Raw genomic sequence first — 13,193 nt, 5'->3', positions numbered from 1 at the left:
ACGAGAGGGAGAGGCGGTGGGAGGGGGCTGTTCAGCCGGTGGCCGCCGCCGGGCGGGCGGGGCGGTGTGCGGGGTGCCGGGAGCCGGCCACGGAGCCGGGCGGCAGCAGGGCGGCGAGCCGCGCGGACTCATCGGCGGTCAGTTCGAGGCCGGCCGCGCCGATGTTGAGCAGCAGATGGGCCTCGCTGCGGGTGCCGGGGATCGGCACCACGTCCGGGCCGCGCGACAGCAGCCAGGCCAGCACCAGCTGTCCGGTGGTGACCTCGTACCGTGCGGCCGTCTCCTCGACCGCGCCGAGCAGGGCGCGGTTGCGGGCGAGGTTCCCGGCGCTGAACCGGGGGTGGTTGCGGCGGATGTCCCGGGCGCCGAGCCGGTCCGCGGAGTCGAGGGTGCCGGTCAGGAAGCCGCGGCCCAGCGGGCTGTGCGCGACGAAGCCGATGCCGAGGGCGCGGGCGGCGGGCAGGATCTCGTCCTCCACATGCCGTTCCCACAGCGAGTACTCGCTCTCCAGTGCCGACAGCGGATGCACGGCGTGCGCCCGGCGCAGCTGCCCGGCACCGGCCTCGGAGAGGCCGAGGTGGCGCACCTTGCCCTCGGCGACCAGCTCCGCGAGGGCGCCGACGCTCTCCTCGACCGGCACCTCGGGGTCGACGCGGGCGAGGTAGTAGAGGTCGACACGGTCCGTGCCGAGCCGGCGCAGCGAGGCCTCGCAGGCCTGCCGCAGATACGCCGGACGGCCGTCGGTGACCGACGGGGGGCCGCCGGGAACCGCGGAGCGCACTCCGCCGCGGGTGGCCAGCACCACCTCGTCGCGCCGTCCGGCCACCGCCCGGCCCACCAGCTCCTCGCAGGCCCCGCCGCCGTAGAAGTCGGCGGTGTCCAGCAGGGTGACGCCCTCGTCGACGGCCCGCCGCAGCAGCGCGACCGAGCCGGCCTCGGGGGCCTCGCCGTAGCCGCCGCTGAGCCCGAGGCAGCCGAGGCCCACGGCGGACACGGTGAGGCCCCGGCCGAGCGTCCGTGTCCGTACGGCTCCCCGCGGGAGTCCGGACGGTGCGGGTGCGCTCACCGGGTCTGCCAGTCGGGGGTGCGCAGGATCTCGATCACCGCGCTGCCGATGCCCACGCCGGGGCCGATGCCGATGGCGAGCAGATGGTCGCCGGGCCGCAGCGCGCCGGTGGCCAGCAGGTGCTCGAAGGACAGCACCTGGTCGCTGGCGGCGATGTGCCCGATGCCCCGGCCGTAGTCCCAGGTGGACCGCTCCAGCGGCAGGCCCAGCGGGCGCAGCAGCCGGTCCTCGACCATGTCCCGTTCGGTGTTCATGTAGGCGACGCGGGTGATGTCGGCCAGCTTCACGCCGGCCTCCTCCAGGCTCTGCCCGATCAGCTCCTCCTGCGCCTTGAACAGCCGCAGCCCGGCATCGGCCGGCCGGTCCGGGGAGGCGAAGAAGGCCCCGGCGCGGGAGCCGAAGTCCAGCTGCCCGCCGGTGGTCGCGCCGGGCGGGAACAGCGGTTCGGTGCCCCGGTGCAGCTGCTCCATCTCGGGCACCGTGCGGGTGGCCACGCTGCGCAGCCGGGCGAAGCCGTCCCGGTTGCTGAGCACCAGGGAGCTCGCGCCGTCGCCGAGCACGAAGCCGGGGTTGGCCCGCCAGCGGTCGACCAGCGGCGTACCGAAGTTGTCGGCGGCCGCGATGAGCGCACCGCGTCCCTCGCGCCCCGCCAGCAGCCGGGCGGCCGCCAGCTCCAGCGCCCCGAACACGCCGTTGCAGCCCTGCCGGATCTCGGCCGCGAGGCAGTCGCCGCCCAGCAGGTGCCGTTGCAGATAGGCCTGCGGGCACCAGCCGTCCGGCCCCTGGTGCCAGACGGTGACGTACAGCAGGGTGTCGATCTCCTCGGCGGTCAGCCCCGACCGCTCCAGCGCCTGGCGGGCCGCGGCCAAGGCCATGTCGGGGGCGGGCAGTTCACCGGCGACGGCCGCGCCGGTGAGGCCGTAGCGTTCGATCTCCTCGGTCGAGTACCGGCCCTCGGCGACCGCCGTGTCGGCGGAGACGACTTCGGGGAGAAAGCCTCCGACTCCCGCGACGTACACGTCCGTTGTGCGCACGGTCCGCTCCTCTCGTGTGTCCGGTTGGCAGCCTCAGGCTGCCGACGCCCGGTCGGCGGCCGGTGGAGAGCCGCTCGACACCGGCGGGCCGGCCGGGCGCACACCGCTCAGAGCGTGAGCTTCTCCAGGTCGCGGACCACGTCGGCCGGGCTCGGCTGGGCCTCGATCTCGTCCCGCAGCGACCGGGCCGCGGCGGTGTACGCCGGGTCGTCGAGCAGTGAGCGCAGACCGGTGCGGACCAGGCGGACGCCGGCGTCCCCGGCGGGCACGTCGCTCTGCCGCAGGTGCCGTACCGCGCCGGTACGGGCCAACCGCCGCCCGGTGACGGTCAGTTGCGGGATGCGGGTGACGGACAGCTGGGGCACCCCGCAGGCGGCCGCCGTCAGGCTGGTGCCGGGGCCGCCGTGGTGCACGACCGCCGCGCAGGTCGGCAGCAGCAGTTGCAGCGGCAGTCCCACCGCGCACCGGGTGCCCTCGGGGAGTTCGCCCAGCAGCTCCCGCAGGGCGGGGCTCGCCGCCACGACGATCTCGGCGTCCAGGCCGGCCGCCGCGTCGATCGTCTGGTGCACGGCGTCCAGCATGGCCGGGCCGAGCGCCTTGGCCGTCGTACCGCCCCAGGTCAGGCAGACCCGCGGGCGGCCGCCGGACGTGTACAGCCAGTCGGGCACCCCGCCGGGGCCGTTGTAGGGGACGTAGCGCAGGGGCAGGGTGCGCTCGTCGGTGGTGTAGCGGACCGAGGGCGGGCAGGGGTCGAGCCAGGCGTCGGGTTCGCGGTGCGGGCCGGCGCCGTACTCGGCGAGCAGTTCGGTGAACCCGGGCAGCGGGCCGCCGCCGTCCAGCCGCCACTCGATGCGCTGGAGGTAGGGGATGCCCCACTGGTAGCGGACGTTGGGCACGTCGAGCACGGCCGCCGCGACCGGGCCGGCCAGGGTCACCGCGTCGCTGACGATCAGGTCGGGCCGCCAGTCGCGGGCGTGGGCCAGCAGCGGGTCGAGCATGGACCGGGCGATGACGCACTGCATCGCGCCCATGTTCTCCAGGAAGTGACGCTGTTTCGCGCTGAGCGTGCGGGGGTCGGCCGGCCAGTCGTCGGGCCAGCCGTCGGGTTCCATCCCGGCGATGTGGCTGCGGCCGCCGAACAGTTCCTTCAGCTCGCGCACCGCGGGGCCCACCTCGACGGCGGGCAGGCCCGAGGCCCGTACCGCGTCGGCGAGCAGCGGCATCGTCGCCACCTGCACCTCGTGCCCGGCCGCCCGGCAGGCCCAGGCCGTGGGGACGACGGGGTAGTAGTGCGACTCCCAGGGGAAGGTCATGAACAGGATCCGCATGCGGGTCTCCTTCGGGGACGGCCGGTGTGGTGGAGGGCCGGCGGTGGTACGGCCCACGACCCGCCGGCCCACGACCCGCCGGCGCCGACACGGCCGGGGCCCGTCCGGTCGGCCGGTCCGCGGTGTCCGCGGTGCCGGCGGGCCGGACGGGCCCCAGCGTCCTCGGGAGGGCTCGAACCCCGGTCGAGCCTTCCGGGTGTCAGGCGTCCGCCGGCACGGCGGCCGACGGGGCGCTCGGAGCGGTCGGGGAGGCGGCGGCGCGCAGCCGGAGCAGGGCGAGGACCGCGAGGACCATGATGACGGCCGCCGTGACGAAGATCAGGTCGGTGGCGTCGACGAACACCGACACCGCGTGGCTGTGCTGTTCGCCGGTGAGGCGTGCGATGCCGCTGAGCGGGACGCCCGGCGCGTCCGCGGCGAAGCGGTGCGTGAGCAGGGCGCCGAACACCGAGGCGCCGACCGCGTTGCCCACCGTCTGGAAGAAGCGCAGCGCGGTGGTGGCGACGCCCAGCTGGTGCTCCGGGGAGCTGACCTGCACCACCATGATCAGCTGGCCGACCATCTGCCCGAACCCGACACCCAGCAGCAGCAGTTCGGCGCGCAGCACCCACAGCGAGGTGTCCGCGGAGGTCAGCGCCAGCAGTCCCATCGCGACGGCGGCGCAGGCCGAGCCCGACACCAGGAAGGTGCGCGCCCGCCAGCCGCGGTCGGTGAGCTTGCTGACGACGATGCCGCTGACGGTCATGCCGAACGCCATCGGGATCAGGAAGAGGCTGGCGTCGATGGCGCTCAGCGCACGCGCCGTCTGGAGGTAGACCATCATGTAGACGACCGAGCCCATCAGGCTCACACCGACCAGGAACTGCACGACGAACCCGGTCCGCAGCGCGGGCACCCGGAACAGGCTCAGCGGCAGGATCGGCTCGGCGGCGGTGCGCTGCCGCCACACGAACAGCACGAGCGCCGCGACCGCGCCGGCGATCAGCCCGAGGACGACCGGCGAGGACCACGCGTACTTGTCGCCGCCCCAGTCCGACACCAGCAGCACGACCGTGGTGAAGCCGGCCGCGAGGCCCGCGCCGAGGAAGTCGATACGGCGGCCGCCGCTGCCCGCGGGCAGCTTCAGCATCAGGGCGCTGCCGACGAGCACGGCGAGGCCGAGCGGCACGTTGACGTAGAAGATCCAGCGCCAGTTCAGGTCGTCCGCGAACAGTGCGCCGACCAGCGGGCCGACGGCCATGGCCGCGCCGCCCACGATGCCGCCGACACCGCCGCCCTTCTCCTCCTCGCCGGGCTCCATGAGCTGGGCGAGGACCACCATCGTGACGCTCATCAGGCCGCCGCCGCCCGCGCCCTGGAGTGCCCGGAAGGCGATGAGCTGGCCCATCGACTGGGCCGCTCCGCACAGCATCGAGCCGACCAGGAAGGTGCCGACGGAACCCAGGTAGACGCGTTTGGCGCCGTAGAGGTCGCAGAGCTTTCCGTACAGGGGGAGCGTGGCGGTCGCGGCCAGGGAGTAGGCCGTGATCAGCCAGGGGAGCCGGTTCACGCCGTTGACCGGGTCGAGGTCGCGGACGATCGGGACGGAGGCCGCCGACACGATGTTCATGTCCAGCAGGGCCACGATGATCGTCACCAGGCAGAGCGCGAAGCACAGCTTGCGCCGGCCGGCCGTCATGGGGGGCAGGGAAGGTGCGGTGGTCGTTGTCATGACTCCAGGCTTCCAAGAATCTTGTAGTGAGTCAATGTATTTGGTGAGTCAATTTCTGTGTTGACTCGAACTGTATAGTTGCTACACTGCGGTTCATGGCCAGCCTTCGAACGCTCAAGAAGATGCAGACCGAGCGGAAGCTGTGGACGACGGCGATCGAGCTGTTCACCCACCGCAGCTTCGACAAGGTCTCGGTCGCCGAGATCGCCGCCGCCGCCGAGGTATCGACGATGACCGTCTTCAACTACTTCCCGACCAAGGAAGACCTGGTCATGCGGCCTCTTGAGCGGCACACCGACGAGCTCGCCCAGGTGGTGCGCGAGCGTGCCGTCGGCCGGTCCGCGGTGGACGCGGTGCGCGAGCAGTTCCGCGCCGCGCTGGCGGAGTTCGACCCCTCGACCGGGCTGAACGACGAGGAGACGATCCTCGCCGTGGTCCGGCTGATCCATGCCACCCCCTCGCTCCAGCAGCGTCGGCTCGCGGTCGTCTCGGCGGTCGAGGAGGCCCTGGCCGCGGAGCTGGCGGAACAGGACGGGGGCGACGACCCGCTGGCACCGCGGCTCGCCGCGGCCCAACTGGTCGGTGCCCGCCGCATCCTGGTCCTGGAGAACCAGCGCCGGGTCCTGGACGGCGAGCGCGCCACCGCACTCCTCGACGAGGCACACGCCGACGCGGACCGCGTCTTCGCCCGGGTGGAGTCGGGCCTGGGCGACTACTGCCGCCGCTGACCCGACCACCGCCCGGGCGGGCATGCCATGCCTGGTCCAGCGTCGGACAGCCGCCTGGTGGCCCACTCGCGCACCGGTCGAGCGGGCTTGCGCAGCCGCATCCGGAGCGCCTGCGGGACCGCGCCCGGAGTGCCCGCGCGACCACATCCGGAGCGCCTGCGCAGCCGCACTCCGGAGCGCGTGCGTCCCCGGACTCCTTCGCCGTCGTCCTTCAAGTGGCCTTCCAGTGCCTGCCTAGCGGGTGCCCGCACAGTGGAGCGGCGTCGGCCCCACTAGGCGAAGGAGCACCCATGGAATTCGGCTGGACGCCCCAGCAACAGGCCGCCTACGACGGGGCGTTGGCAGCGGCCCGGTCCGTCCTTCCGGACGGTTTCGGTACGGCCGAGTACTACACCCGCGACCACTGGCGGGCCCTGGGCGAGGCGGGCCTGCTCGGGGCGAGCGTGCCCGTCGAGTACGGCGGCGGCGGACACGGCGCCCTCGACGCGGCCCTGCGCTTCGAGGCCTTCGGCAAGGGCTGCCCCGCCACCGGCCTGGTCTTCGCGGCGGCGGCCCACCTGTTCGCCTGCGCCATGCCGATCGCCGAGTTCGGCGCGGACGCCGTACGCAAGGAGCTGCTGCCCGACCTCTGCGCCGGGCGGCTGGTCGCGGCCAACGCCATGACCGAGCCCGAGGCCGGCTCCGACGTGTCGAGGCTGGCCACGAGCGCCCGCAAGGTGCCCGGCGGCTGGGTGCTCGACGGGCTCAAGAACTTCGTGACCAACGGGCCCGTCGCTGACCTCTGCGTCACCTACGCCACCACCGACCCCGCCGCCGGCCACCTCGGGCTGACCGCCTTCGCCGTGGACACCGGCACCCCGGGCCTGCTCCTCGGCGAACCCTTCGCCAAGATGGGCATGCTGGCCTGCCCGGCCGGCACCGTCGAGTTCCGCGACTGCTTCGTGCCGGACGAACGCGTCCTGGGCGCCCCCGGTCTGGGCGCGGTGATCTTCCAGCAGTCCATGGGCTGGGAGCGGGCCTGTCTGTTCGCCCTCTACCTGGGGCTTCAGGACCGGCTCGTCGAGCAGGTCGTCGCGCACGTCCGCGAGCGGCGCCAGTTCGGCCGCCGGATCGCCGAGTTCCAGTCCGTCTCCGACCGCGTCGTCGACATGAAACTCCGGCTGGAGAGCGGCCGGTTGCTGCTGTACCGCGCCTGCTGGGAGATGGACCGCGGCGGCTCCGCCGTACTCCCGATCGCCCTGTCCAAACTCCAGGTGTCCGAGGCCGCCGTGGCCTCCGCCCTCGACGCCGTCCATCTCTTCGGCGGCCGCGGCTACCTCGCCGAGACCGGCGTCGAGGCGGCCCTGCGCGACGCCGTCCCCGCGACCCTCTTCTCCGGCTCCTCGGAGATGCAGCGCCGGCTGGTCGCCGCCGAACTCGGCCTGTGACACCGGACGTCCGCACGGGACGTCCCCGCCCCGGGCGCCCCGCGCCCACCACGAACGGAGGTCGCGCCATGGGCGTGAACCCGCAGCCGGACGACGACCTGCTGCACCACCTCGTCGTCCGGGCCGCCGCCCGACGGCCCGACGCGCCGGCCGTCGTCGACGACGCCGGCACCACCGACTACCGCCAACTCGACCGCATGGCCGACGACTTCGCCGCCGCCTTCACCGCGCGCGGGGTGCGCGCCGGCGACCGGATCGTGCTCTGGGCCGCCAAGTCCGCCCGGACGGTGGCCGCCATGCAGGGCGCGCTGCGGATCGGCGCGCTGTACGTGCCGGTGGCGCCCACCAACCCGGTGGCCCGGCTGCGCCGTATCACCGACAGCTGCGCGCCGGCCCTCGTCGTCACCGACGAGTCCGGTGCCGCCGCGCTGGCCGCCGCCCCGCAGGCCGGGCCCGCCGCAGACTCCGTCACCGAGGCCGCACTGCTCACCGAAGGCGCCCGGTCGCCGCGGCCGGCGGCCCACTCGGGCGCCCCCGACGACCCGGCCTACATCCTCTACACCTCCGGCTCCACCGGAGAGCCCAAGGGCGTCTGCATCAGCCACCGCAACGCGCTGGCCTTCGTCCACTGGGCGGCCGAGGCCACCGCCCTCACCCCGGACGACCGCCTCGCCAACCACGCGCCCTTCAACTTCGACCTGTCGGTGTACGACCTCTACGCGGCCTTCCTGGCCGGCGCCGCGGTCCGGCTGATCCCCGCCGACCTCGCCTACGTCCCCGACCGCCTGGTCGACCTGGTCCACGACGAGGGCATCACCGTCTGGTACTCGGTGCCGTCGATCATCCTGCTGATGATGCGCGAGGGCCGCTGGACCGAGCGGCCGGTCGGGCTGCGCGTGTGCGTCTTCGCGGGGGAGCCGTTCCCGCTTCAGCAGGCCAGGGAACTGCGCGCCGCCTGGCCCGGGGTGCGCATGTTCAACTGGTACGGGCCGACCGAGACCAACGTCTGCACCGCCTACGAGGTCACCGCGGCGGACCTGTCGCGCACCGCGCCGCTGCCCATCGGCCGGGCCTGCTCGGGCGACACGGTCGTGCTCGACGGCGACGAGGACGGGCTCGGCGAGGTCGTGGTGAGCGGGCCCACCGTCATGCTCGGCTACTGGGGGCGACCCGCCCACCAAGGCCCGTACCGCACCGGCGACCTGGCCCGCCGCGACGCGCACGGCGAACTCGAGTACGCCGGCCGCCGCGACCACATGGTCAAGGTCCGCGGCCACCGGATCGAACTCGGTGAGATCGAGGCCGCGCTCGGCACCCTCGACAGCGTCGCCGAAGCCGTCGTCACCGTACGCGGCAGCGGCCTGGACGCGCGGCTGCACGCGATCGTCGTGGGCAGGGACGGCCGGCGCCCCGGCCTGCTGGACGTGAAGCGGCACTGCGCCCAGCGCCTGCCCGGCTACATGCTCGTGGACACCCTCCAGGTCGTCGACGAACTCCCGCGCACCGCGAACGGCAAGACCGACCGGGCCGCGCTGCAGGCTGTACCCGCCGCCGCCTGACACCCCGTCAACCACCCGACACCCAGCCCCGTTCCAGGAGGGACCATGCTCACCGTCACCGACCGCGACGAGCTGCTCACGCGCATCCGCGACCACATCGTCCACGAACTGCTCACCGACGCCGGCGACATCGAACTCGCCCCGGACACCCCGCTGTTGGAGTGGGGCATCCTCAACTCCCTGTCGACCATCCGGCTGCTCAACCACCTCCGCCAGGACCTGGGGGCCGCCGTGAGCACCTCGGACCTGGTCGGCGACAACTTCCGCGACCTGAACTCCATCGTGGCGCTGATCCTCTCCGCCGACCGCGCCCGCCAGGAGGCCTGACCTCCCACCCGTACACCCGCCGCCCGCCGCCCGCCGCCCGACCAGGGGCGGCGGGCGGCTCCATGTCCGCCCGTCCCGGACTGCATCCCCGTTCGAGGACGACACGACCGGACCGCCCCATGCTCCGCCTGTCCAAACGACCCGTCATCACGCAGCGAGAAGAGGTTTCTCCATGAAAGCCCTGGTCCTGTCGGGCGGTTCGGGCACACGCCTGCGGCCGTTCAGCCACTCCATGCCGAAGCAGCTCATCCCCATCGCGAACCGCCCGGTCCTGGAACACGTCGTGGACGGCATCCTGCGGCTCGGCGTCACGGATATCGGGATCGTGGTCGGCGACCGCGCCGCCGAGATCGAGGCCGCCCTCGGCGACGGCTCCCGCCACGGTGCCCGCCTCACCTACATCCGCCAGGACCAGCCGCGCGGCCTCGCCCACTGCGTCGCGATCGCCCAGGACTTCCTCGGCGACGACGACTTCGTGATGTACCTCGGCGACAACATGCTGCCGCAGGGCGTCGGCGAGGTCGCCCAGGACTTCCACGAGCACCGCCCCGCCGTGCAGGTCGCCGTCCACAAGGTCGCCGACCCGCGGGCCTTCGGCGTCGCCGAGACCACCCCCGACGGCACCGTGCTGCGCCTGGTGGAGAAGCCCCGCGAACCCCGCTCCGACCTCGCGCTGATCGGCGTGTACTTCTTCACCCCGGCCATCCACCGGGCCGTCGCCGCCATCCGGCCCAGCGCCCGCGGCGAACTGGAGATCACCGACGCCATCCAGTGGCTGGTCGCCCACGGCGAGCCGGTGCGCGCCACCGAGTACGCCGGCTACTGGCGCGACACCGGCCGCGTCGAGGACGTACTGGAGTGCAACCGCGAGATCCTCGGCGGACTCTCCCGCGAGGTCGCCGGAGAGGTCGACTCGGCCAGCGAGATCATCGGCACCGTGGTGGTGGAGGCCGGCGCCCGCGTCGTGCGCTCCCGCATCGAGGGACCCGCCGTCATCGGCGCGGACAGCGTGGTGAGCGACAGCCACATCGGCCCGCACACCTCCATCGGACGGGACTGCGCGATCAGCCGCACCGACATCGCCTACTCCATCACCCTCGACGGGGCTCGCGTCGTCGGCGCCCGGCGGCTGCACGGCTCGGTGATCGGCCGCGCGGCCACCGTCACCACCCCCGACCACCCGGCCGGCCTGCGCTCCCTGGTCGTCGGCGACCACGCCCGGATCGAGGTGGCGGCATGAGGATCCTGGTCACCGGCGGCGCCGGTTTCATCGGCTCGCACTACGTCCGCACCCTCCTCGACGGCGGTTACCCCGGCTACGAGTTCGCCCGCGTCACCGTCCTCGACGCCCTCACCTACGCAGGCAACCGCGCCAACCTGCCCGCCGCGCACCCCCGGCTCCAGTTCGTGCAGGGCGACATCGGCGACCTGCCACTGCTGCTCGACCTGCTGCCCGGCCACGACGCGGTGGTCCACTTCGCCGCCGAGTCGCACGTCGACCGCTCGGTGGAGTCGTCCGCCGCGTTCTTCCAGACCAACGTCGTCGGCACCCAGAACCTCCTGGAGGCCTGCCACCGCACCGGAGTCGAACGCTTCGTCCACGTCTCCACCGACGAGGTCTACGGCTCCATCACCGAGGGCTCCTGGACCGAGGAGTGGCCGCTGGCTCCCAACTCCCCGTACGCCGCCTCCAAGGCGGGCTCCGACCTGGCCGTCCGCTCCTACTGGCGCACCCACCACCTCGACGCCTCCATCACCCGCTGCTCCAACAACTACGGCCCCCACCAGCACCCCGAGAAGCTGATCCCGCTGTTCACCACCAACCTGCTCCAGGGCCGGCCGGTCCCGCTGTACGGCGACGGACTCAACGTCCGCGAGTGGCTGCACGTCGACGACCACTGCCGGGCCATCCAGCTGGTGCTGGCCGAGGGCCGGGCCGGTGAGATCTACAACGTCGGCGGCGGCAACGAGCAGACCAACCGCGACATCACCGAGCGGCTGATCGAGCTGTGTGGCGCAGACCGCTCCCTGATCCGCCGGGTCGCCGACCGCAAGGGCCACGACCTGCGCTACTCCCTCGACGAGACGAAGATCCGCGAGGAACTGGGCTACGCGCCCCGCGTCGGCTTCGAGGAGGGCCTCGCCGGGACGGTCGCCTGGTACCGCGACCACCCCGACTGGTGGCAGCCCGTGCGGGCGGCCGACACCCGGACCGGAAGGGCGGCCTGATGAGCACGCCCCCCGGCATCCGCCCCCAGGTCCTGGTCGTCGGCGCCGGACCGGTCGGACTGACCGCCGCCCACGAACTCGCCCGCCACGGAGTGCGCGTCCGCCTGGTCGACGCCGCCCCCGGCCCCGCGACCACCAGCCGGGCGCTCGCCAACCACGCGCGCACCCTGGAGACGTACGACCACATGGGCGTCGTCGACGAACTGCTGTCGCGCGGGCAGCGCGTCGAGCACTTCACCCTGCACCAGAACGGGCGCCGGCTGATCCGCTTCGACACCGACTACAGCCGGCTGCCCACCCGCTTCCCGTTCACGCTCATGGTGGACCAGGTGATCACCGAGGAGGTGCTGCGCACCGCCGCCGCCAAGCGGGGCGTCGAGGTCGAATGGGGCGTCCGGCTCAGCCGGTTCGAGGACCGCGGCGACCGGGTGCGGGCCGTCCTCGAACACGCCGACGGCACGGTCGAGGAGACCGAGGCGGACTGGCTGGTCGGCACCGACGGCGGCCACAGCACCGTCCGCAAGGCCCTCGGCCTCAAGCTGACCGGCGAGTCCTCGGAGACCTGGCTGATCGCCGACGCGGTCGTCGACTGCGACCTGCCGCGCGACAGCATCCACTGGATGCGCACCCCGGCCGGCACCGTGATGCTGGTGCCGTTCCCCGAGCCCGGCAAGTGGCGGCTGCTGGACACCGCCGACGTCGACTACGACCCCGACGTCCCCGGCGACGGCGCGCGGGTCGCCCGCCGGTTCGCCGACAAGATCCGGCAGGGTCTCGGGCGTGAGGTGCGGGTCGAAGAGCCCACCTGGGTCTCGGTCTTCACCATCCAGCAGCGGATGATCCACCGGATGCGGGTGGGCCGCTGCTTCGTCGCCGGGGACGCCGCCCATGTGCACAGCCCCGCCTCCGGACAGGGCATGAACACCGGTGTGCAGGACGCCTTCAACCTCGCCTGGAAGCTGGCGGCGGTCCTGCGGGGCGAGGCCGGCGAGACCCTGCTCGACAGCTACACCGCCGAGCGGGTCCCGGTCGGCGAGGCGCTGCTGCGCTCCACCCGGTTCGCCACCGCACTCGTGCAGCTGAAGAGCCGCACCGCCGCGACGCTGCTGCGGTCCTTCTTCACGCTCATCCGCCTCACGCCCGCCGCCAAGGGCCGGATGCAGCGCGAGATCATGGGCGGCATGTCCGCGCTGGGCCTGGTCTACGAGCGCGGCGCCCTGCGACCGGCCGCGGGAGGTACGGGACCGGTGCGGCCCGGCGCCCGTGTGTCGCGGGTGTCCGGCACCCGCTTCGAGCTGTCCGCGGGCTGGCGGGAACTCCTCGCCCAGCTCAGGGAGTCCGGCTGGGTCCTGCTGACACCGGACGCGGAGACGGGGAGCGCGGCGGCGGCCCGGCACCCCTGGCTCACGGTACGGACCGTGGCCGACGACCTCGGCGCCCCGGTGCCGGGACCGCTGGCGGACCCGTACGGCCACCTCCGCCAGGACCTCGGCCTCACCCCCGGCACCTGGCTCCTGATCCGCCCCGACGGCTACGTCGCCGCCACGGCACCCGGCGACCCGGACGAGGCGATCACGGCCCTGGGCCTGGGGCCGCGCGCCCGAGGCTGACGCCGGCCAGGGCATGCGGTGACGGGCCTGCCCCCGCCCACGGCCCACCGCACCGACCCGCCCACCGCCCTCCCCGGGGCCGCCGACACCCCCGAGTGCCGGCGGCCCCGGGCCGTCCGCACACCGCCGAGTCCCTGCACACCGCCGAGTCCCTGCACACCGAAAGCCCCCGGG

The 13,193-nt window shown here is 73.6% G+C and carries 11 protein-coding genes; 7 read left to right on the top strand and 4 right to left on the bottom strand.

Annotated features, from left to right (window positions below; all coding sequences use genetic code 11):
* Window positions 1-31 precede the first annotated feature (31 nt).
* The 4 genes from ACQEWB_RS18445 to ACQEWB_RS18430 all read right to left on the bottom strand — a co-directional run bounded on the left by ACQEWB_RS18445 (window position 32) and on the right by ACQEWB_RS18430 (window position 5,139).
* The gene (locus ACQEWB_RS18445) at window positions 32-1,066 is read right to left on the bottom strand and encodes an aldo/keto reductase (RefSeq protein ID WP_432832271.1); all 1,035 of its coding nucleotides are present in this window, start codon (window positions 1,064-1,066) and stop codon (window positions 32-34) included.
* Entirely contained in the window at window positions 1,063-2,100 is a 1,038-nt protein-coding gene (locus ACQEWB_RS18440) for a ketoacyl-ACP synthase III family protein (protein WP_432832269.1), read from the bottom strand. The genes ACQEWB_RS18445 and ACQEWB_RS18440 overlap by 4 nt, the downstream gene beginning before the upstream one ends.
* A 107-nt stretch (window positions 2,101-2,207) precedes the next feature.
* A complete protein-coding gene (locus ACQEWB_RS18435) occupies window positions 2,208-3,428 on the bottom strand; it encodes a nucleotide disphospho-sugar-binding domain-containing protein (protein WP_432832267.1) in 1,221 nt (406 codons plus the stop codon).
* A 199-nt stretch (window positions 3,429-3,627) separates the two neighbouring features.
* The gene (locus ACQEWB_RS18430; RefSeq protein ID WP_432832265.1) at window positions 3,628-5,139 is read right to left on the bottom strand and encodes an MFS transporter; all 1,512 of its coding nucleotides are present in this window, start codon (window positions 5,137-5,139) and stop codon (window positions 3,628-3,630) included.
* A gap of 95 nt (window positions 5,140-5,234) precedes the next feature.
* Between ACQEWB_RS18430 and ACQEWB_RS18425 the strand changes: the two genes are divergently transcribed.
* The 7 genes from ACQEWB_RS18425 (at window position 5,235) to ACQEWB_RS18395 (ending at window position 13,019) form a co-directional block, all read left to right on the top strand.
* The gene (locus ACQEWB_RS18425) at window positions 5,235-5,867 is read left to right on the top strand and encodes a TetR/AcrR family transcriptional regulator (protein ID WP_432832263.1); all 633 of its coding nucleotides are present in this window, start codon (window positions 5,235-5,237) and stop codon (window positions 5,865-5,867) included.
* A 290-nt stretch (window positions 5,868-6,157) separates the two neighbouring features.
* The gene (locus ACQEWB_RS18420; protein WP_432832261.1) at window positions 6,158-7,294 is read left to right on the top strand and encodes an acyl-CoA dehydrogenase family protein; all 1,137 of its coding nucleotides are present in this window, start codon (window positions 6,158-6,160) and stop codon (window positions 7,292-7,294) included.
* A gap of 68 nt (window positions 7,295-7,362) precedes the next feature.
* Window positions 7,363-8,853, top strand: coding sequence for an amino acid adenylation domain-containing protein (locus ACQEWB_RS18415; protein WP_432832259.1), 1,491 nt, complete (start codon window positions 7,363-7,365; stop codon window positions 8,851-8,853).
* A gap of 45 nt (window positions 8,854-8,898) precedes the next feature.
* Window positions 8,899-9,180: an acyl carrier protein gene (locus tag ACQEWB_RS18410; protein WP_432832257.1), complete on the top strand. Its 282-nt coding sequence runs from the start codon at window positions 8,899-8,901 to the stop codon at window positions 9,178-9,180.
* Between the two features lie 172 nt (window positions 9,181-9,352).
* The gene (locus ACQEWB_RS18405) at window positions 9,353-10,420 is read left to right on the top strand and encodes a glucose-1-phosphate thymidylyltransferase (protein ID WP_432832255.1); all 1,068 of its coding nucleotides are present in this window, start codon (window positions 9,353-9,355) and stop codon (window positions 10,418-10,420) included.
* Window positions 10,417-11,409 carry a dTDP-glucose 4,6-dehydratase gene (gene rfbB, locus ACQEWB_RS18400; protein WP_432832253.1) on the top strand — a complete coding sequence of 331 codons (993 nt, stop codon included), beginning with the start codon at window positions 10,417-10,419 and terminating at the stop codon, window positions 11,407-11,409. The genes ACQEWB_RS18405 and rfbB overlap by 4 nt, the downstream gene beginning before the upstream one ends.
* Entirely contained in the window at window positions 11,409-13,019 is a 1,611-nt protein-coding gene (locus ACQEWB_RS18395; RefSeq protein ID WP_432832251.1) for an FAD-dependent oxidoreductase, read from the top strand. The genes rfbB and ACQEWB_RS18395 overlap by 1 nt, the downstream gene beginning before the upstream one ends.
* The last annotated feature ends 174 nt before the right edge of the window (window positions 13,020-13,193 follow it).

This window comes from Streptomyces sp. CA-249302 (genome assembly GCF_050936785.1).
Classification (GTDB): domain Bacteria; phylum Actinomycetota; class Actinomycetes; order Streptomycetales; family Streptomycetaceae; genus Streptomyces.
Note: the sequence above shows the minus strand (reverse complement) of the source record. Positions and strands in the feature narration are given on the sequence as shown.

Bases quoted from the DNA above. Each gene is read 5' to 3' on its own strand.
- ACQEWB_RS18435 (WP_432832267.1), bottom strand. From the start codon at position 3,428: ATGCGGATCCTGTTCATGACCTTCCCCTGGGAGTCGCACTACTACCCC.
- ACQEWB_RS18430 (WP_432832265.1), bottom strand. From the start codon at position 5,139: ATGACAACGACCACCGCACCTTCCCTGCCCCCCATGACGGCCGGCCGG.
- ACQEWB_RS18425 (WP_432832263.1), top strand. From the start codon at position 5,235: ATGGCCAGCCTTCGAACGCTCAAGAAGATGCAGACCGAGCGGAAGCTG.
- ACQEWB_RS18420 (WP_432832261.1), top strand. From the start codon at position 6,158: ATGGAATTCGGCTGGACGCCCCAGCAACAGGCCGCCTACGACGGGGCG.
- ACQEWB_RS18415 (WP_432832259.1), top strand. From the start codon at position 7,363: ATGGGCGTGAACCCGCAGCCGGACGACGACCTGCTGCACCACCTCGTC.
- ACQEWB_RS18410 (WP_432832257.1), top strand. From the start codon at position 8,899: ATGCTCACCGTCACCGACCGCGACGAGCTGCTCACGCGCATCCGCGAC.
- ACQEWB_RS18405 (WP_432832255.1), top strand. From the start codon at position 9,353: ATGAAAGCCCTGGTCCTGTCGGGCGGTTCGGGCACACGCCTGCGGCCG.
- rfbB (WP_432832253.1), top strand. From the start codon at position 10,417: ATGAGGATCCTGGTCACCGGCGGCGCCGGTTTCATCGGCTCGCACTAC.
- ACQEWB_RS18395 (WP_432832251.1), top strand. From the start codon at position 11,409: ATGAGCACGCCCCCCGGCATCCGCCCCCAGGTCCTGGTCGTCGGCGCC.